Raw genomic sequence first — 18143 nt, forward strand, 5'->3', positions numbered from 1 at the left:
ACTTTTCGGGTTATGAGTTGTATTGTATTTACCGGCGGAGGTACCGGGGGGCACATCTTTCCCGGCATTGCCGTTGCCGAGGTGTTAAAAAAAGAAACCGGCATATCGGTTATTTGGATAGGTTCCAATAACGGCACCGATCAATCCTATGTATGCAGTGCGGATATTCCTTTTTACGGAATACCGGCAGGAAAACTCCGCCGTTATTTCAGCTTTGAAAACCTTATCGATGTCTTTAAGATCATTGGCGGTTTTTTTGCTTCTTTGATTATCCTTTTACGGCTTAAACCCTGTTGCGTATTCTCTAAGGGTGGTTTTGTATCGGTTCCGCCGTGCGCTGCCGCACGGTGTTTAAAAATTCCGGTTGTTACGCATGAATGCGATTTTTCACCGGGACTCGCCACCAAAATCAATACGAAATTTGCCGCTCAAATTTTTGTTTCATACGCAAAAACAACCCATTTTTTTCCAAATGAGGTGCAGCAGAAAATTACCGTTACGGGGAATCCCGTCAGAATGCGCTTTTATGCGGCTGATGCGGACGCAGGAAAGACTTTTATTCAATATACCGGCGATAAACCTATTCTCTTTATACAGGGGGGAAGCCTCGGTGCGCTGCAAATTAACGTATTGGTGGAGCAAACGATTCTTTTCCTTGCCGAACATTTTTTTATCGTACACCAAACCGGTGCTCAGCACCGCGCACAGGGGGAACGGATTAAAAAACGGTTAAAGGAAGAACGGCCGGATCTCATTGACCGATATAAGCCCTTTCCTTTCATCGTTGAACAAATGCCTGACGTCCTTGCCGCATCCGATCTTGTGATGTCGCGTGCGGGAGCAAACACCATCTGGGAGGCGGCGGCAGCAGGGAAACCGATGCTTTTGTTACCGCTTGAAAAAGGTAGCAGCCGCGGTGATCAAATTGAAAATGCGGATTTTTTTACCGAGCAAGGCGCAGCTATTACGCTTTCGGCTAAAGATGCGACTCCTGCTGTACTTTGCAGTACATTAACCCGTCTTTTAGAACATCCTGAAGAGCTAAAAGCGATGGCCAAAGCATCGGCCTCTCTTGCCGGTGAAAAACCGGCCGTTAAAATTGCTCACCTTTTACAACAATGGATAACGGAATGAGTATCAATATACTTGATATGGTGTTATTGCTTATCGGCATTATTGTCATCATTAAGGTTACCGTTCGAGGCTTTATCGATGAGTTTTTTTCGATGGCGGCTTTTTTAGTTGCGATTGCTGTAGCTTTTTGGTTTTACCGTCCGCTTTCTTTGCATACAAAGGTAAACGGCCTCTCTCCTGCGGTGATGAAAATTATTGCCTTTTTCATGATTTTTATCGTAGTTTTTATTGCCGTTAAATTGCTGCAAATGCTGATTTCCGCTGTTTTTGATAATGAAATCTTCAATAGCCTCGACCATGCGCTGGGCTTTTTTTTAGGCTTATTTGAAGCATATATCGTCCTTATTATCCTTGTCGCTATTTTGCAGCTTCAGCCGTTTTTGGATCTCGATGCCCTTATCGCCCGCAGCATGATTGTACGGATACTGATTCCCCTTCCGGTAGACAGCGATAATATCTTGCAGATAATCAAAAGCGGCATATAGAGAGTGTATATGTTTGAAAATGTACTCGGACAACAGGTTATTCAATTACTCAGCGATGAAGTTGGGCGGGATAAAGTACCGCCGGCATTGCTCTTTGCAGGGCCGGAAGCGAGCGGTAAGCTCACCGCTGCACTGGAAACGGCACGGGTACTTTCATGTACCGAAGACGGCAGCTGGACATGCACCTGTTCGTCCTGTAAACGGCATAAAGATTTGTCGTCGAGCGATCTTCTGATACTCGGAACACGGGATGCCGTACTTGAAACAAAGGCAGCCGCCCATGCACTCTGTACTGCCAAAACGACGGCCGCACGGTATCTTTTTGTCCGCGCTGTACGCAAGCTTACCGCCCGTTTTGATTCCCGTCTCTGGGACACCGATGAATCGCGCTTTATTAAAGCAGCTCCGCTCCTTGCCGATATAGACGAATCACTGTCCGATCTTATCGAGCAATACGGTACCATAGAAGATATATCGGAAGAAGAAGCAACAAAGCTGGAAAAGCAAACGGCAAAAATTACCGATCTCTGTCAAAAATTGCAGGAAGACTGTATGTACGATACTCTGCCTGTTAATCAGGTACGAAAGGCATCCGCATGGGTACGGTTAATGCCTACCGGTAAAAAAAAGGTATTAATCATAGAGAATGCGGATAAAATGCAAGACTCCGCTCGAAATGCATTTTTAAAAATCTTGGAGGAACCTCCCGAATACGCGGTTTTTATTTTAACGACTACACGCCGCGCTGCCGTTATTTCCACTATTTTATCCCGCGTACGTACCTATCTCTTTACCGAACGGGAAGCCAAGCATCAGCAGGCTGTTATTGAACGGGTATTCCGCGATCAGTCTTTCTGCGCGGCATTACCTTCATCACAACCTCCCCGTATTGTTTCTTACTTGCAGAGTTTTTTACCGGTTGCGCCCGAACATTTTCGGGAAGCTGCTGCTGTCTTTTGGGAATATTGCTTGAGTAGGAGAGTGGGACAAAAAATACAATTTACCGCACTCATGCAAACTATTGCATCTTACCGTACCGAACATCCGGCTGCTTACGATCCTTCGATTACGGTTATATTAAAACTGCTTAATAACTGTAAACCGCGCCGGATATATGTACTTTTTTTAGAAGCGCTTCTTTCATTTTTACAAGAAAGCGTTCGCAGCGGTGCATGTACACCGCACGAATTAAAACAATACGCAGCAGTTTCTTCTTTTATTCACACGGCAATGCAGTCGGTCGATATTTTTAACAGCGCGCCCCAAGCAGCATTGGAAACGTTAAGCGAACAGATCGTTTTTTCCTAGGATAGGGCAGCTTTTAAAAAGCCGGTTAGCTTTTAGAGGCGTGCCGTACAAGTCAGTATTATAAACCGAAAGTGTTTGCCGGATTTACCCCTGCATAAAAATACAACGGGTGCTTATCTTCTTCAAAAACACCTTTTAACCGCTTAGCTTCTTCCACCAGTGCAGGAGCATCCTTAATTACTGTGGTCAGCGCGTTAAGGTTTGCAAGATTTTTATTGATAATCAACTCAGACTTTCGGGCAAGCCCCTGTAATCGGCATGCAAGATTTATGCCGTAACCGACATAATCCCGATATTTTAAGGCAGATGCTTCAGCGGAAATTTCATACTTGTATACCATTTCCATCACTAAAGCTCCGCCAAGACCCAATTCAGGATAGGGTTTAAAAAGCTCTTCACCGAGAAATTCGGTATACGTCTGAAATACCATAATTGCTTCACCTAATGTCGTCGGGGTTGTTTCATCCCAGATAACCAGAGCGCCATCTCCAAGAAGCTTATAGTATGAGCATCCGTATCCGAACTGATTTACACAGGATAAAAAATTCGATGTAAATGAGGTGATGAGTGAAAATACCGCCTTTTCATCATGTGAACAGAGAAAATTACTGAAACCGCGGACATCGACACATAGAATAAGAGCATGAGGCTTTACATCACCGACATATACGTTATCGAATATATCAACCGGCATTTTTTTTAATCCGGCAAGAGTTGAAGAATCCAACTCAACAGATCCGTTTGCAGCATTAGAAAATACCAAACTATTAAGTGATTCTGTATCCATCGACGTAGAATTTAACATATTTTATTTAAAAAGGCAAGGTAAAAATATCTTGAATATTTCCAGCATTCCCCTCATACTGGAAGGGAATCGGCCATTCTGAGATTTTTACTAATAATTTTTGCTAATACCTGAAGCCGTAAGGAGTAATGTATCTATGCGCAGCCGTCCGGCAGTTTTTATGTTTATGTTCCCTATCTTTTTTTCGTGGTGTGTTAGCGCCGCTTCTTTACCGACAGATGCTTCAACAGTGCAAGAGAGTTCTCCGGCGGCTAACACCCTGATTTCGGCCGAAAGCGCTTCCAATTCCTATACGCCTTCCCATACTCCGCCGCTAGTGCTCACCTTTGCAGGCGATTTGATGGCTCATACCGTGAATTTTAATATGAAGATGTATAATTTAATATACACTGATGTCGAAAAAATATTACATGATGATGATTTAAGTTTTGTAAATATCGAAACACCTGTATGCGATACACTGCCTCTTTCAACATATCCGAATTTTAATGTACATACGCCTTATTTACGTGCTGCCGTCCAAGCAGGTTTTGATGTGCTCGGCTTTGCAAACAATCATACCAATGATCACGGTACAACCGGTATTGACGGAACGCTTGCTGCAGTACGAACCGTACAAAAGGAACGGCTTGCTGCCGATGATGTTCTTCCTCCATTCCTCGCTTTTTCCGGTTTAAAAGACTCTGTAAATGAGCATATACAAGTAACGCCGCTTTTCTATAAAGGATGGAATATTCTTTTTTGTTCCGTTACCGAGATTTTAAATTCTTATGATGCATCAAAGGATCGGCTTTATTACAGCGCGCCGACAAAACAGGGCAGGGCAACACTTCTTTCGCTCATTAAAGAAGCACGGAGCAAATATCCTTGCGATTTATTTATACTGGGACTTCATCTTAATGAACCCGAGTATGTACGGACGGTTTCCGAATCTAAAAAAGCATGGTTTAAACAGCTCGGCGAAGCGGGAATTGACATTATATGGGCTCATCATCCCCATGTGATGCAGACATGGGAGACGATTACTGTCGAGCGGCCTTTACTTTTACCGGATACCGCGAGTGGCAGCGCCGTTGTTATTTCTGAGCAATGTAAGGTCTTTTGCATGTATTCTATGGGGAATTTTATTTCCGGACAGCGCTGGCATACCCGGTATGACGATCCCGCGTTTTATCGGGAATATACCGGCGATGCGGTGATGCTGCAGTTAACATATACGCGGAATAAAGCGGGCAGGGCGGACTTTTCGGTTTTACCGCTTCTTATAACGCAATACAATGAACCGGAATATCCGGTCGTTAAACGTTTTACGCAGGAGTGGATAGACACGCTCAGCGAAAAAGAAAAAAAATATTTTACAAAACGATTTGAGCTAATGAAGGAATATCTTCCAACGTTTCACGATCTCCTTTTTTGAAAATCCATTGTTTTACATTATCTGCTATACAATGAGTATGTCCCCTGCAATGAAGAATTGCATTCCGCCCGAACAAGGAGTATACTGTTGAATATAAGGGAGACTCTATGCAAAAAAAGAATATTTTAAAAAGGTATCTGGATGCCAGTCTCTTAAAGCGATGTATAAAATCGTCGGCGGGATTATGCAATATGCTCCGATCGGCGTATTTGTTTTAATTTCAATCGTATTTGCACAGCAGGGGCCGCAGGCAATCGGGCCTCTTTTAATGGTAACACTGTGCGCCTATCTCGGTTTTGTGGTGCAAACGGTGGCCGTGTATGGAGCTATTCTTGCCGCATCGAAAATTTCTCCGGTCGATTTTTTTAAAAAGATTCACGAGATTATGATTACCGCTTTTGTAACCCGTTCATCGTCGGGAACATTGCCGGTTACCATGCGGGTAGCGGAAGAAAATTTAGCGGTTCCGCGCAGTATTTCTTCGTTTACGCTGCCGCTCGGTGCGACAATTAATATGAACGGTACCGCCATCTATCTCGGTGTTTGTGCGATGTTTATCGGATACGCAATCGGTTCTCCGCTGACTATCGCGCAGCAAGTTACCGTTGTACTTACGGCAACATTGGCCGCGGTCGGCACTGCAGGCGTTCCGGGATCGGGTGCGATTATGCTGCTGATGGTACTCGATTCCTGCGGTTTAAAACTCACTGAAGGTTCTGCCGTAGCTGCTGCATACGCAATGATTCTCGGAATTGATGCGCTGCTTGACATGGGAAGAACGTGTATCAATGTAACGGGTGATGTTGTAGGTACGCTTATCGTTTCAAAACAGGAAGAAAAATATCAAGCGTCAAGCAAGACGGGGGCATAATCGCAGCTCAGATCAAGGAAACTGTCCAAAACCGGTTGGCAGGTACGCTTTTGCAGGATATGATATGCTCAATCATTTCCTTTTATTCGTTTCGTGTCTTAGAAACAAAGCGGGTACATTCGCTGATAAATTCAAGATTGACGGTAGCAACCGGCCCGTTACGCTGCTTTGCAACAATCAATTCGGTATCGGGGCTTTCGCGTTTTTCTCGATGTAGAAACATAACGACGTCGGCATCCTGTTCGATAGCGCCCGATTCCCGTAAGTTAGCCAGTGTCGGCGCCGTTCCTTCAGCATCACGCCCTACCTGTGATAGCGCTACGACGGGAATATTGAGCTCACGGGCGAGGCTTTTCAGCGACTGGGAAATTTCAGCAAAACGCTCATGGCGCGGGATGGTATTATTTTCCGATGCGATTAAACCGAGGTAGTCGATAAAGATAATTTTTACCCCTTCTTGCAAGCAGAGCTGCCGCGCCATCGCCCGTAAATCGAGCAGTTTCATATTCGGCATATCAACGATGTAAAGAGGTGCATCATAGAGTCTGCCCGCGGCGTCTTGCAGTTTTGCAAAATCGGCACTCTGTAAATTTCCGGAACGGATTTTTGAAGAAGACACCCGCGATTCCAGAGAGAAGAGCCGGTGTATCAGCTGCATGTTGGACATTTCAAGTGAAAAGAAAGCCGCCGGTATTTTTTTTGTTACTGAAATGTAGTCGGCAATGGTGAGGGCAAGCGCTGTCTTTCCGATCGAAGGACGGGCTCCGATAATAATGAGCTCCGAGTTTTGGAAACCGCTGGTAAGGCTGTCTAAAAATTCAAAGCCGGAAGGAATTCCGGAAAACTCATCACGGTGCTTTGCACGGGCTTCGATAATCTCAATCGCTTCAAGGATAAGATCTTTCGGAGTATGGAAAGTTGCCGATTGTCCCGCATCGGTTAAATCAAAGATATTTTTTTGCGCCTGCTCCAGCACGGAAGAGTATGCGACGGTTTGGTCAAAGACATCGGCATAAATTTGATGCGAAACTCTTAAGAGTGATCTGCGGATCGCAGCATCAAGCACAATTTTTGCATAATAAGCGACATTCGCGGTACTTGGAACGGCATCCGTGAGCGATGCAATATATGCTGTGCCTCCCACAGAATCGAGGAGACCTTCCTGTCGCAGATGCTCACTAATGACAAGGATATCGACATTCTGCCCTTTGTTGTAAAGATCGACAACCGCTTGAAAAATTTTTTGATGTGTGAGCGTATAAAAACTTTCTGCACGGATATATTGTAAAACCGTTCCGATAGCCTCTGAATCAAGTAAAACAGCCCCAAGTACCGCCACTTCCGCTTCCGTATTATTCGGAGGGATTTTATCCTTTAATGAAGATAGTTGTTTCATCATATCCGACATTTTATTTTCCTTGATGTACGTGCTTAAAAAATAAAAGAGAAGCCCTGCAATAGAACTTCTCTTTATGATTAGCTTTATAGGTGTACTCTCTGTTAGAATACAGGGCGGAACACTATTCCTGAGTTTCGGCAGGTTCTTCCGCTTTTGCTTCTTCTTGAGCTGTTTCAGCCTGACTGTCTTCCGCTGCTTCCGTCTTTGGCTCCGCATCCGCTCCTTCCTGACGGCGGCGAGAGCGTTTCTCGGGTTTTGCCTCGGAGGTTTTTTCAGCTTCCGGTTGTGCTTCTACTACGATTGGAAGTACTGCAACGGCAGCTTCATACAATTTGAGCGATGCATTATAGTGTCCTACGCTCTTAAAGGTAAGACCGGGAAGTTCGATGCGCTTGCGTTCGATTTCAAATCCGAGTTTCTGCAGCTCGTCGGAAATCGTCTGATTGGTAACCGCACCGTACAATTTTCCGTTAGGACCTGCCGGCATTACAATGGTAAGGGTCAAGGCTTCAAGCTGCTCTTTTAAACCGGCCGCATTTTGCCGTTTAACGGCTTTCCGCTGTTCTATTTCTTCCTTACGGCTTTCAAAATGGGCAAGGGTAAAAGAATTGCAGGGAACTGCTAAATTCCTCGGAAACAGATAGTTACGGGCATAGCCTTTGGCAACATCTTTAATATCGCCCTCTTCACCGAGGTGTTTGACATCTTCATTTAAAATTACTTTCATTTCAAGCTCCTTATAAAGGGGAATGGTTTAAAAGTCGGTTGTTTTTTCATCATTCCCATAATGTTAAAAAACGGAAGCCGCCCTGCATTCCAGGAGTTGGAAGCGGGCAGCAGGTAATTGGGAAGACCCCCTAAAAACTTCAAGTCCTTAGAGGCTTCTATTATGGTTGTTAGTCTACAACGTACGGAAGCAGAGCCAGTGCACGTGCCCGTTTAATTTCGAGAGCAAGCTTGCGCTGATGCTTTGCACAGGTGCCGGTAATACGGCGCGGCAAAATCTTTCCGCGTTCGGTAATAAAGCGGCGCAAAGAATCCGGATCTTTATAATCGATCTTTGCCTTCTGAGAGCAGAAACGGCAAACTTTTTTGCGGAAAAACATTTTTCCTTTTTTATTATTTCCTTGCCGTTCTTCTCCTCCTTCCCGAGGATTTTCTTGTGTATTTACATCTACTTCAACAGTATTCAATGCTTCATCTGCCATGTTCGGTCTCCTTAAAATGGAATATTGTCATAATTGGCATTATCAAAGTCGGATTCGTATCCGTCATTAGGCGGCGGTGTATTTTGCCGCGCTTGATATGCCGAAGGAGCGTTTGATCGCTGATACGTTCCCTGATTGCCGTTATTCATCTGCTGGCCGCTTCCGGAACCGCCGCCTAAAAGCTGAAGATTATTCGCGATAATTTCTACTTTACTGCGGGATTGTCCGTCTTGCTCCCATCGATTTTGCCGAAGTTCTCCCTCAACAGCGACCTGTTTTCCTTTTACAAGGTACTGATTGAGCGCTTCTCCCTGTCTGCCCCAAAGCACGATATCAAAGTAGTTTGCTTCTTCAACCCACTCTTCACCATTTTTACGCCGCCGGTTGATTGCAATCGAAAATCTGCATACGGCAGCGCCACCTTGGGTATATTTTAATTCCGCATCGCGGGTAAGCCTGCCGACAAGTACGACATGGTTTATATCTGCCATCAATATTCTCCTGAATTATTCATCAACTTTGATAAATAAAAAGGTTAAAAGATTTTGATTCAATTTAAATTTATGATCTAGTTCAATAATCTTATCCGGTTCGGCATGGATATTGAATAACACATAGCGACCCTTCGTCCTTTTTTTGATTTCATACGTTAACTCGCGGTCTCCGAACGGATCTTCGGAATCAATTTGAACGCTGAAGTCTCCTAAAACGGATCGGACGTCTTCAATGCCCGGCTTGAACTGCGCTTCCTCAATGGGAAAGACAGTCATCAATTCATACTTTCTCATGTGCCCTCCTGATGGCCATTAGTCCCGCATTTGCTGCGGGATGGAGTATTTATCGGCTTTTATCCCGATATATCGTTTACTGCCTTTTATATAATAAACATGAATAAAACCATGTATAAAAGGGGTAAACAGACGTTTCAGCATACTATAAAAAGCTTTGCTTAGTCAATGCCGTTTAAGTTCAGTTATTTAAGTTCAGTCTTGCTTGCGTATTTCCTTAATCCTGTCCCAATAAAAATCGAGCTCATCCGCTTTAAGGAGCGGTTCCTGCGGCGGCCGCTTAAGGCTGTTATGCCGCGTTATTTCTTCCTGTAAATTTGAAATCGGAGAGCGGGTTAAAAACGGTTCGCCGAAAGCAAAAGCCCCGTCCCTTTCATCGTAATATAAAGGAAGCGCCTGAATTTTCGGGTATGTTTGGTGAGGATAGACATCGCCCACAGCATGGGTTCCCGGTCCGCCGCCTTGCGGTGTCAGCGTCAGCCGCTGCACACCGTCCACACTGTCTATCGATACGGTTCCTTTTTCGTAGTTTTTCAGTTTTGACCCGTTATCGGTAATGCAGCTGTATATTGCGTCATATTGCCGGATAAATTTCGGTACGCTTACGTGCGAACCGTCATCGCACACAAAACCGGCGCGTTTTTCTTTATATTCAAAGTCTCCCGTCCAATAGCGGAATCTGATATACTGCGTTCCGTGAAAGAAGAAGGCATCAAAAAAAACGGGGGCTTCCTGCTGATATATCAATATTCCGTTACGGAATCCTTGTTCAACCCAGAATCCCTCCAAGACGGTTGCCGATAAAGTCACCGCCGCCGGCTGCGGATTGGCGGATATCTCATCAATTCCGGGTTGAGTAGCATCTGTCTGCGTACCGGCTGTAAGGGCATGCGGAACTTTTTTGTAAAATGAGGTGAATAGTCTGTCGCCATGTACCCATACAGCAGCAGGCACCGGAGTTTTATATCCGGGATACCGGATACGCAGCGAATAAACATTTCCGGTGTTTTCTTGTTCCGCAGCAACGGGGTAAGTGCCCATATCGTCGTACACAAAGCGGTAATAGGTCTTTAAAACGATCCGCATCGTGTCTTCCGCAGTGCCGCCGGTTTTTCCGGTATCGGTATATTCGATAAAGCGTTCGGAATTTTCCCAGAGACCGGTCAACGGCTGAGCGGGGCAGGGGAGCGAAAAAAAGAGACACAAGAATAAAATGATGCAAAAATACTTGATATGTTTCACGGCTCTATGAGTATATCACATCATTGGTATTTTGTTTAGTAAATTTGAATTATAACCACAGCCGTGTAGGCATAACCGTAGTTCTCGTCTAGACATAACCGTGGTTATATAGTATATATTGGAGAAATTTAGTAAAGTTGCCGTACCGGACACGACAATTAAGGATTAATTGTGAAAATTAAAAGTATAACATTCATTCTTATACTCCTTGCACTGAGCCTTTATACTATGTCTTGTACAAAGGAAGAACGGTTGTATGCTTCACACGGTATTTACGATATTTCGAATATCGATAATGATACGGTATATACTCTAAAAGGCTCTTGGGGGTATGCAGAAAAAGAATTTGTTTCCGCGGTTATGCCGCTTGATGCATATATGCATTTTCAGCCGCTTGAATCTGCATGGACAAGCTATACTCCTCCTCAGCCGGTACAAGGATATGCCTCGTATGCGATAAAAATCCGCGGTTTTGAGCCTGAAAAAGTATATGCAATTCATTTTACGCGTACATCCTCGGCTTTTACCGTATTTTTGAATGGAGAATTATTCTATGCATCGGGAGTTCCCGGAAAAAAATTTGAAGAGGAGATTTTCGATTGGCATGCCGATACGGTTATCTTGCCGCTTGATCACGAAAACGAAGCAACTATTGTCATTCATTTATCGAATTTTCACGATAGGAATCCGGGGGTAGAAACGCCCTTTCTTTTCGGCCTATATACAACATTGCAAGCAAAAAAAGCGTTGGATAAACTTATTTCCTCCGGAATATTTTCTATTTTATTGAGTATGGCGACTTTCTTTATTTCTTTATTCCTATTTTACAGGAAAGAGACTACTGCCGGAATTTTCGGTTTTCTTTGTTACGGCTTCGCCGTCAGAACTCTTTGTTACAATGATTTTTTATTGAGAGATTTTTTTCCGGGTGTATCGACGGATATTATGTATAGGCTAGGATATTTAACTTTTCCGCTTTGTGCCGTCTTTACATTTCTCTTTATCCTTAATCTATTTATTAAAAAACCGTCAAAAATCTTTTATTTTTTGACTATTCCGCTCCTCTTATACGGTGTAATGACGCTTATTGCACCGATGCCGGTATTCGTCGGGATATTGCTGATTGTGCAGCTGTATATATTATGTCTCTCCGTTATTGCATTCGCAGTGGTAGCCCATGCATTAATTAAACGAAAACCGTTTGCATTGATGTTCTTAATTTCATTCTTATTTTTTATAAGTGCGGCAATATTTGACGCTTTAATTTCGAACGGTATCATCAACGCTCCGTTCATCTCTCATTTTGCGATATTAATGTTGATGATACCGATGGCGTTTATTGTAATCCGGCATTTTTCAGCAGCTTTTAAAACGCAGGAACAGATGATCGAGGTAATTGAAAAGACGAACATATCTTTTGAACGATTCTTTCCGAATGAATTTTTGCAATTTTTGGATAAGAAAAACGTTACGGATATTTCACTTGGTGATAACACTCATAAGAATATGTTTATTGCTTTTATTCATCTCGGTATTAATGCAAAGCTTTTGTCGAGTCAAGCACGTGAGGAGTTATTGATTTTATATAATACGGTCATTCAAGCCGCCAATCCTGTTATCAAAAAGCATGACGGGTTTATCGATAAATACCTAACAGACGGGCTTATGGTGCTGTTCTACGGCAGTGCCGAAAAAACCGTTGATTGTATTATTGAAATTACGCAGCTTATTAAAAAAATCAATCTCCATAGACAAGAGCAATCATTACCGCCAATTCATATTTCATCGGGAATTCATTATGGGAAACTGATGATGGGTACCATCGGAGAAACGGAACGGATGGATACTACCGTTATCTCCGATGTTGTCAATATTTCTTCCCGTATGCACAACTATGCAACTCAAAAAAATGTTAATGTCATTATCAGCGAAACCGTTAGGGAACAGCTTCCCGAAAGCTATTGGCGCACCCATGCCTGTTTTTATTACGGAAAAATACAATTTCACGGCAAAAAAAATTTAATAAATGTTTATGAGGTTGATTTACTATGAAAAAGATACTCTTAGGGGCTTTGCCTTTTTTCTGTATGTTAGTTATCATCACATTTATTAGTAAGGCAAAACCGATACAGCACCTTAAGGAGCATTCGGTAACTGTTCAGCATGGACTTTTAACATTGCCTGCGCATACCGATACCGATATATTCAGTATAAATGGCCAATGGCATTTTACTCCTAACCAATTCTACTATTTTAGTGATGCTACGCGGCCGTTATACGGACCGTTTCCCGGAAGGCTCAGCGAAACAGTGATGCAAACCGATTACGGTTATGCCTCGTACGGGTTGCGTATTGTCGGACTTAATCCCGACAAAGTATATGCCCTACAGTTGAACCATATTCTTTCCAGCTGCACAATCGTCATTAATGGCATTGATAGGGCGGGGCAGGGGCAGCCCGGCATATCAGCACAAACCGAAATACCGGGTAAAACAATCAGTATTGCTACGTTTAAACCGTTAAAAAACGGTACGGCCGATGTTATTATCAATATGTCGAATTTTCACAACCGTTATGGGGGAACCGATCAATCGATTACACTCGGTTCTGCAGAGATGTTAAATCAGTCGTTTGTATTCAATCTTTTATTTTATAATATTGCATGTACCGTATTGCTTCTATTCAGTATGTTTTTCATCGTATTGCATTTAAATTATAAAAAAATGCCCTATATATTATGGTTTGCATTTACTGCTATCACGATTAGTATCCGAATTAGCGTATTCTATCCGCATATTCTTGCGCATATCTGGCCGTCAATTCCATGGAAGTTATATTTTGTTTTACGCTATTCTTCAATGCCGCTTGCATCCTTATTTTTTACGGTATTTATTAAGAAGATGTTTAACATTCGGCATAAATATATTTATTGGGGCATTATTAGTATATGCCTTATATCAACTGCTGTTATCGCCTGTTTTTCAACGTCTTTTATATCCCGTTATTTATATATACAGCAAGCCATTATATTTATTGCAACTATCTATAACGCGATAATTATTATTCAGGCATTGCTTAAAAAACAGAGGGGCGCCGGATGGATTGCTGCCGTATTATCCATTTTGGCCGGTTTTGCACTATATGACACACTCGTAAGCCAATGGGTTATTTCAGGTAAACTGCTGTTACAAGAAGGCGCAATGGTCGCGATTATTATTGCAGTTATTATGAGTATTGACGGATATGCCACCTCCATATATGAAATTGAACGGCTTGTAGAAGAACAGAAGAAAATTCAAACAGCCTTGCGCCGTTTCTTCCCTAATCAATTATTACTTTTTCTTCAAAAAAACAGTATTACGGAAATACATACCGGTGATTCTTCGGAACTATCTATGACAGTTCTTTCAATTGATATTCGATCTTTTACCAGCATATCCGAACAGCTGACCCCTGACGAAGTTTTTGTACTGCTTAATAAATATTTTGCATTAGTAGCCCCTATTATTCGGAAATACGGCGGGGTAATTATGAAATTTTTAGGAGATGGTTTTACGGCGTTATTTTCCCAAAGTCCCGATAGAGTAGTAGCCTGTGGAATTGAAATTCAGAAAAGATTACAAGAAGAAAATATACAATTAAGAAATCTGTCTCCGATTAGAGCCGGCATCGGAATTGATACGGGGAAGATTCTTTTAGGGGTTATCGGGAATGATAGCCGGTTAGATAGTGTTGTTATTTCAAATACCTGTTACACCGCAGAGGAGCTGCAGGCTGCAACAAAGATATATTCCAACACAATCATTATTTCCGAGTCAATCCTCAAATTGCTCCAAGATCCGGGAGTTTTTCATATCCGCTGTGTGCAAGAGGCGGCGGTTATTGACGGACGAGAGCTCCCGGTTCTCTATGAAGTATACGATTGTGACATACCGGATACGCGAGAAAAAAAACAAAAGACAGCATCATATATTGAAAAAGCGTTGAAAAAAATCCAAGAAAAAAGCTATGCCAATGCAAAGACCTATATTGCAAAATCATTGGAAATATTTCCGGATGATCCGTTGGCCTTGCATTATCAAAAAGTTATACAAGAGGCAATATACAACCTTTGATCAATTCATCATGTACGCTCTGGGTATCTATCTTGGTTTGAAATAAATATATTCTAGTAGACAGAACTGTCATTATTAATAGTCTTTAACTATATATTATAGCACATATTATGGCAGCTTGTCTAGTATCGCTTCGATTGTGTCAATACTACTGTCTGGGGTTGAAGCACCGGCGGCAAGTCCGATAGTATGATAGCAGCAAATCTCCGATGGAATATCTGCGGCGGTTTCGGCAAGCCATGCCGGTTTACCGCTATCGACGGCAGTTTGTAAGAGACGGCGCGTATTAGCGGAATTACTGCCGCCGATAACGAGTATTGCATCCACTTCCTTAACAAGCTCAAGTAGCGCTTCCTGCCGTTCGTCGGTTGCGGAGCAAATAGTTTCCAGAACGGTAAGATGAGCGATCTTCTTATGAAGTATATCGGCTATTGCGCGGTATTCATCCCGTTTAATCGTTGTCTGAGCAATAAGAACGGTAGGAGCGCCGTCGTCCTGCAGAGTTTCCGCCTCGGCTGCCGTTTGAACGGTAATGCATTTACCGTTTGGAACTGACAACACATATCCTCTAATTCCAATCAATTCTCCGTGATTTTTATCGCCGGCAAGAATAACCGTATACCCTTTTTGTGAATATTGCGCTGCTTTGAATTGGCTTGCAATAACCTTTGGGCAAGTAGCATCGATGATGATAGCGCCGCAGTCTATAAGCTCTTGCCGTTTTTGAGGGGAAATACCGTGCGCCCGAATAATGATCGGCGATTGGGGTATTATCTGCGGTTTTAGCTCTTCATCGGGGTTTACGATATGCACCCCTTTTGCTTCTAAAAGCCGCATCGTTACCGGATTATGGATGAGCGGGCCGTAAGTATAAACGGTTTTATCGGGATAATCGGCAAGCGCACGATATACGGCATCCACCGCCCGCCGTACTCCCATGCAGTAACCGAGTACCTGTGCACGCTTTACGATATGCTGCCGTTGCTGCCCTTCAGAACGGCTCTTTTGTAAATGGCTACCTTGAGGAGCTATATCCCTGTTTTCTTCCATATCGGAAACAGTCGCACTAAAAGGTGCGGTATTCGACTTCGGTATATCGGCTGATTTCATGTTAATTAAAATCTTTGACGATTTCCGTTACAGCGGCAATAAGCTGTTCCAAATCACTCTTTTCCGTGCTATGCCCGATGGAAATGCGTATTGCATTTTGTGCAATTTCAGGGCTAACGGAAAGTGCCGCAAGTATCGGCCGATTTTTTTTCTTTGAAGAGCAAGCCGATCCGGCTGAAACAAAGATGCCGCGATCCGATAGGCATCGGGTCATAATTTCTGCCGGAACATTTTTAAAGCTTACTTGTATAATCCACGGAGAAAATGCACGGGGAGATGCTTCAGCTAAAGCCGGTGCTTCAGCCATGTCTGCCGATATTCTTGCGGTAGGGATAACCGAACATTCAGGGAGCCGATGCAAGGCTTCGATGAGAAAGCGCGATAACTCCCCTGCTCGCTCGAATTTTTGCTCAAAATCCGTGTATGTTTTTTCGAGACAGCGGGCAAGCGCACACGCCCCTGCAAGATTTTCCGTTCCGGGCCGAATATTATGCTCTTGTGAACCGCCGCGGATTCCTGAGCTAAAGGGCTGTTTTAAATATAAAAGCCCGATACCGCGCGGTCCGCCGATTTTATGCGCGCTCATCGAAGCGGAGTCTACATCTGCAAGTCCGAGCTCCGCTATCGGTAATTTTCCAATCGATTGCACCATATCGGCGTGAAAATGAACGGGTCTTTTTCCGGCAGTGTGAGCCTTTAACGCCCGTGCAATCTCCCGCACCGGCTGAACGGAGCCGACCTCATTGTTCACCCCCATAATTGCAACCAGCATGGTATCCGCCCGCAGCGTATGCAGCACTGCATCGGGAGTAATGCAGCCGTTCTTATCGGAAGGGGCGGTTAAAACCGCCCAGCCGCAGTGCTCCAATACGGCGGCTTGTTCCCGTACCGACGGGTGTTCGATAGTACTGATAACAAGGCTGCCTGCCGACGGGCGGGTTAACAATGAAAGAAGTACAAGGCTGTTGGATTCCGAAGCGCCGGAGGTAAAATAGAGCGTTTCGGGAGAAACACCGAGCACTGCGGCGCAACGGCTGCGGGCATTCTCAAGCATAGCCCGCGCATCTTTTCCGAAACGGTGCTGTGCCGAAGGATTTGCAAATACTGCTGTTGCCTCCCGGTATGCAGCTTCGATCTCATCGGCGTAAGGAATTGCCGATGCAGCCCAATCCAAGTAGATCATATCAGTACCTCCCGTATTGTAGAAATTTCGACTTCGCGTATCTGCGTTTTGAGTATATTTTCTTGAAGGATAAGCCGAATCACCCCTCCCCGATTCTTTTTATCCTTCTTCATGCGTGCAATAATTTCATCAGCAAAAGAACAAGTCTTAACATGTCTACTAAAGTAGACAGGGTTAGTACACCATCCGTAACGGTTAAGAATGGTTGTAAAGGAATTTGCATAATCGTTATCGGTAAGCTGTAATCGGAGCCCTACAGCCAAGGCGCGGGACATACCCCATGCGACGGCATCGCCGTGTGATACGGAAAAGCGGGTTAAACTTTCAAGGGCATGAGCAAAGGTATGGCCGAAATTCAAGAAAGCGCGCTCCCCCTGCTCGGTAAAGTCCCGCTCGACCACCCGCGCCTTGGCCTCCGCAGCACGGCGTATCAATTGCGAAATACAAGCGCTATCTCGAGCGATGATTTCATCATAATGCGTTGAAAACATCCGGTAGAGTTCGGAATCATAGAGCGCGCCTGTTTTCAATATTTCGGCAAGACCAGAGCGGTATTCGTTTTCGGGCAAGGAGCAGAGTACCGGAAAACAGAGTATAATCGATGAGGCGGCAAAGAAGGTACCGATAAGGTTTTTATAACCGGAAAGGTTAACTGCCGTTTTGCCTCCGATACTTGCATCTGCCATTGCGAGCACGGTTGTCGGCACCAGAATACAGTGTACGCCGCGCATATAGAGCGAGGCAGCAAGAGCCGTTATGTCGCAAACCATGCCGCCGCCGAATGCGATAAAACAGGCTTGCCGGTCAAGTTCGTATTCGGCGGCTTTTTCGGCAATGAGAGCCAGATTGTTCAAATTTTTTGATTCATCTCCTGCCGGCAATACTACCAACGGCACTTTATCGGAAAAATTTTCAGCCTGCCGTAAGAGCGGAAGTGTATGCTCGTCGCATACATACAATGCGTCTACCCTGCCCTTTTCCTCCGGAAATTGCGGGAGCCGAACGGTATTCGAGTACCATACATAAGTACTTCCATGAGGCGTAGAAAATGAAAACGATTGCGGTAACTGTATCATCT

Annotated in this window: 17 protein-coding genes; 7 read left to right on the forward strand and 10 right to left on the reverse strand. The window is 44.0% G+C overall.

Annotated features, from left to right (window positions below; all coding sequences use genetic code 11):
• Window positions 1–12 precede the first annotated feature (12 nt).
• The 3 genes from murG to HMPREF1222_RS01795 are packed head-to-tail and all read left to right on the forward strand — an operon-like array spanning window position 13 to window position 2927.
• Window positions 13–1134, forward strand: coding sequence for an undecaprenyldiphospho-muramoylpentapeptide beta-N-acetylglucosaminyltransferase (gene murG / locus HMPREF1222_RS01785; RefSeq protein ID WP_016517958.1), 1122 nt, complete (start codon window positions 13–15; stop codon window positions 1132–1134).
• A complete protein-coding gene (locus tag HMPREF1222_RS01790) occupies window positions 1131–1619 on the forward strand; it encodes a CvpA family protein (RefSeq protein WP_006189528.1) in 489 nt (162 codons plus the stop codon). The genes murG and HMPREF1222_RS01790 overlap by 4 nt, the downstream gene beginning before the upstream one ends.
• A 9-nt stretch (window positions 1620–1628) precedes the next feature.
• Window positions 1629–2927 carry a hypothetical protein gene (locus tag HMPREF1222_RS01795; protein WP_016517959.1) on the forward strand — a complete coding sequence of 433 codons (1299 nt, stop codon included), beginning with the start codon at window positions 1629–1631 and terminating at the stop codon, window positions 2925–2927.
• A gap of 58 nt (window positions 2928–2985) precedes the next feature.
• On the opposite strand, the gene HMPREF1222_RS01800 is transcribed toward HMPREF1222_RS01795, so the two are convergent.
• Entirely contained in the window at window positions 2986–3714 is a 729-nt protein-coding gene (locus HMPREF1222_RS01800) for an adenylate/guanylate cyclase domain-containing protein (protein ID WP_016517960.1), read from the reverse strand.
• Window positions 3715–3868: 154 nt separating this feature from the next.
• On the opposite strand from HMPREF1222_RS01800, the gene HMPREF1222_RS01805 reads away from it, so the two are divergent.
• Complete coding sequence (locus tag HMPREF1222_RS01805) at window positions 3869–5149, forward strand: CapA family protein (RefSeq protein WP_016517961.1); 1281 nt, start codon at window positions 3869–3871, stop codon at window positions 5147–5149.
• Between the two features lie 184 nt (window positions 5150–5333).
• Window positions 5334–6020 carry a dicarboxylate/amino acid:cation symporter gene (locus tag HMPREF1222_RS01810; RefSeq protein ID WP_016517962.1) on the forward strand — a complete coding sequence of 229 codons (687 nt, stop codon included), beginning with the start codon at window positions 5334–5336 and terminating at the stop codon, window positions 6018–6020.
• Between the two features lie 82 nt (window positions 6021–6102).
• Here the strand turns inward: HMPREF1222_RS01810 and dnaB are convergent, their stop codons facing one another.
• The 6 genes from dnaB to HMPREF1222_RS01840 form a co-directional block, all read right to left on the reverse strand.
• Window positions 6103–7428: a replicative DNA helicase gene (dnaB, locus tag HMPREF1222_RS01815; RefSeq protein WP_006189535.1), complete on the reverse strand. Its 1326-nt coding sequence runs from the start codon at window positions 7426–7428 to the stop codon at window positions 6103–6105.
• Window positions 7429–7540: 112 nt separating this feature from the next.
• Window positions 7541–8146, reverse strand: coding sequence for a 50S ribosomal protein L9 (gene rplI, locus HMPREF1222_RS01820; RefSeq protein WP_016517963.1), 606 nt, complete (start codon window positions 8144–8146; stop codon window positions 7541–7543).
• Window positions 8147–8315: 169 nt separating this feature from the next.
• On the reverse strand, window positions 8316–8627 hold the full coding sequence (gene rpsR, locus HMPREF1222_RS01825; RefSeq protein WP_016517964.1) for a 30S ribosomal protein S18: 312 nt from the start codon (window positions 8625–8627) through the stop codon (window positions 8316–8318).
• An 11-nt stretch (window positions 8628–8638) separates the two neighbouring features.
• Window positions 8639–9118, reverse strand: coding sequence for a single-stranded DNA-binding protein (gene ssb, locus HMPREF1222_RS01830; RefSeq protein WP_006189538.1), 480 nt, complete (start codon window positions 9116–9118; stop codon window positions 8639–8641).
• A gap of 15 nt (window positions 9119–9133) precedes the next feature.
• A complete protein-coding gene (rpsF, locus tag HMPREF1222_RS01835) occupies window positions 9134–9415 on the reverse strand; it encodes a 30S ribosomal protein S6 (protein ID WP_006189539.1) in 282 nt (93 codons plus the stop codon).
• A 195-nt stretch (window positions 9416–9610) separates the two neighbouring features.
• Entirely contained in the window at window positions 9611–10657 is a 1047-nt protein-coding gene (locus HMPREF1222_RS01840; protein ID WP_016517965.1) for a hypothetical protein, read from the reverse strand.
• Window positions 10658–10885: 228 nt separating this feature from the next.
• Between HMPREF1222_RS01840 and HMPREF1222_RS01845 the strand changes: the two genes are divergently transcribed.
• Together HMPREF1222_RS01845 and HMPREF1222_RS01850 are read left to right on the forward strand one after the other, a co-directional pair.
• The gene (locus HMPREF1222_RS01845; RefSeq protein WP_244870098.1) at window positions 10886–12709 is read left to right on the forward strand and encodes an adenylate/guanylate cyclase domain-containing protein; all 1824 of its coding nucleotides are present in this window, start codon (window positions 10886–10888) and stop codon (window positions 12707–12709) included.
• Entirely contained in the window at window positions 12706–14772 is a 2067-nt protein-coding gene (locus HMPREF1222_RS01850) for an adenylate/guanylate cyclase domain-containing protein (protein WP_016517967.1), read from the forward strand. Before HMPREF1222_RS01845 ends, HMPREF1222_RS01850 begins: the two co-directional genes overlap by 4 nt.
• Window positions 14773–14880: 108 nt before the next feature.
• On the opposite strand, the gene ispH is transcribed toward HMPREF1222_RS01850, so the two are convergent.
• From ispH to HMPREF1222_RS01865, 3 genes are read right to left on the reverse strand one after another with little or no spacing between them, the layout of a single operon-like run.
• Window positions 14881–15882, reverse strand: a complete 1002-nt coding sequence (ispH, locus tag HMPREF1222_RS01855) for a 4-hydroxy-3-methylbut-2-enyl diphosphate reductase (RefSeq protein WP_016517968.1) — start codon at window positions 15880–15882, stop codon at window positions 14881–14883.
• A gap of 1 nt (window position 15883) precedes the next feature.
• Window positions 15884–17065, reverse strand: coding sequence for a cysteine desulfurase family protein (locus HMPREF1222_RS01860; RefSeq protein WP_016517969.1), 1182 nt, complete (start codon window positions 17063–17065; stop codon window positions 15884–15886).
• A complete protein-coding gene (locus HMPREF1222_RS01865; RefSeq protein WP_038076777.1) occupies window positions 17062–18141 on the reverse strand; it encodes a 3-dehydroquinate synthase in 1080 nt (359 codons plus the stop codon). Before HMPREF1222_RS01865 ends, HMPREF1222_RS01860 begins: the two co-directional genes overlap by 4 nt.
• Window positions 18142–18143 lie beyond the last annotated feature (2 nt).

This window comes from Treponema vincentii F0403 (genome assembly GCF_000412995.1).
Lineage (GTDB): Bacteria > Spirochaetota > Spirochaetia > Treponematales > Treponemataceae > Treponema > Treponema vincentii.

Coding starts and splice junctions, on each gene's coding strand:
- murG (WP_016517958.1), top strand. CDS start 13: ATGAGTTGTATTGTATTTACCGGCGGAGGTACCGGGGGGCACATCTTT.
- HMPREF1222_RS01790 (WP_006189528.1), top strand. CDS start 1,131: ATGAGTATCAATATACTTGATATGGTGTTATTGCTTATCGGCATTATT.
- HMPREF1222_RS01795 (WP_016517959.1), top strand. CDS start 1,629: ATGTTTGAAAATGTACTCGGACAACAGGTTATTCAATTACTCAGCGAT.
- HMPREF1222_RS01800 (WP_016517960.1), bottom strand. CDS start 3,714: ATGGATACAGAATCACTTAATAGTTTGGTATTTTCTAATGCTGCAAAC.
- HMPREF1222_RS01805 (WP_016517961.1), top strand. CDS start 3,869: ATGCGCAGCCGTCCGGCAGTTTTTATGTTTATGTTCCCTATCTTTTTT.
- HMPREF1222_RS01810 (WP_016517962.1), top strand. CDS start 5,334: ATGCAATATGCTCCGATCGGCGTATTTGTTTTAATTTCAATCGTATTT.
- dnaB (WP_006189535.1), bottom strand. CDS start 7,428: ATGTCGGATATGATGAAACAACTATCTTCATTAAAGGATAAAATCCCT.
- rplI (WP_016517963.1), bottom strand. CDS start 8,146: ATGAAAGTAATTTTAAATGAAGATGTCAAACACCTCGGTGAAGAGGGC.
- rpsR (WP_016517964.1), bottom strand. CDS start 8,627: ATGGCAGATGAAGCATTGAATACTGTTGAAGTAGATGTAAATACACAA.
- ssb (WP_006189538.1), bottom strand. CDS start 9,118: ATGGCAGATATAAACCATGTCGTACTTGTCGGCAGGCTTACCCGCGAT.
- rpsF (WP_006189539.1), bottom strand. CDS start 9,415: ATGAGAAAGTATGAATTGATGACTGTCTTTCCCATTGAGGAAGCGCAG.
- HMPREF1222_RS01845 (WP_244870098.1), top strand. CDS start 10,886: ATGTCTTGTACAAAGGAAGAACGGTTGTATGCTTCACACGGTATTTAC.
- HMPREF1222_RS01850 (WP_016517967.1), top strand. CDS start 12,706: ATGAAAAAGATACTCTTAGGGGCTTTGCCTTTTTTCTGTATGTTAGTT.
- ispH (WP_016517968.1), bottom strand. CDS start 15,882: ATGAAATCAGCCGATATACCGAAGTCGAATACCGCACCTTTTAGTGCG.
- HMPREF1222_RS01860 (WP_016517969.1), bottom strand. CDS start 17,065: ATGATCTACTTGGATTGGGCTGCATCGGCAATTCCTTACGCCGATGAG.
- HMPREF1222_RS01865 (WP_038076777.1), bottom strand. CDS start 18,141: ATGATACAGTTACCGCAATCGTTTTCATTTTCTACGCCTCATGGAAGT.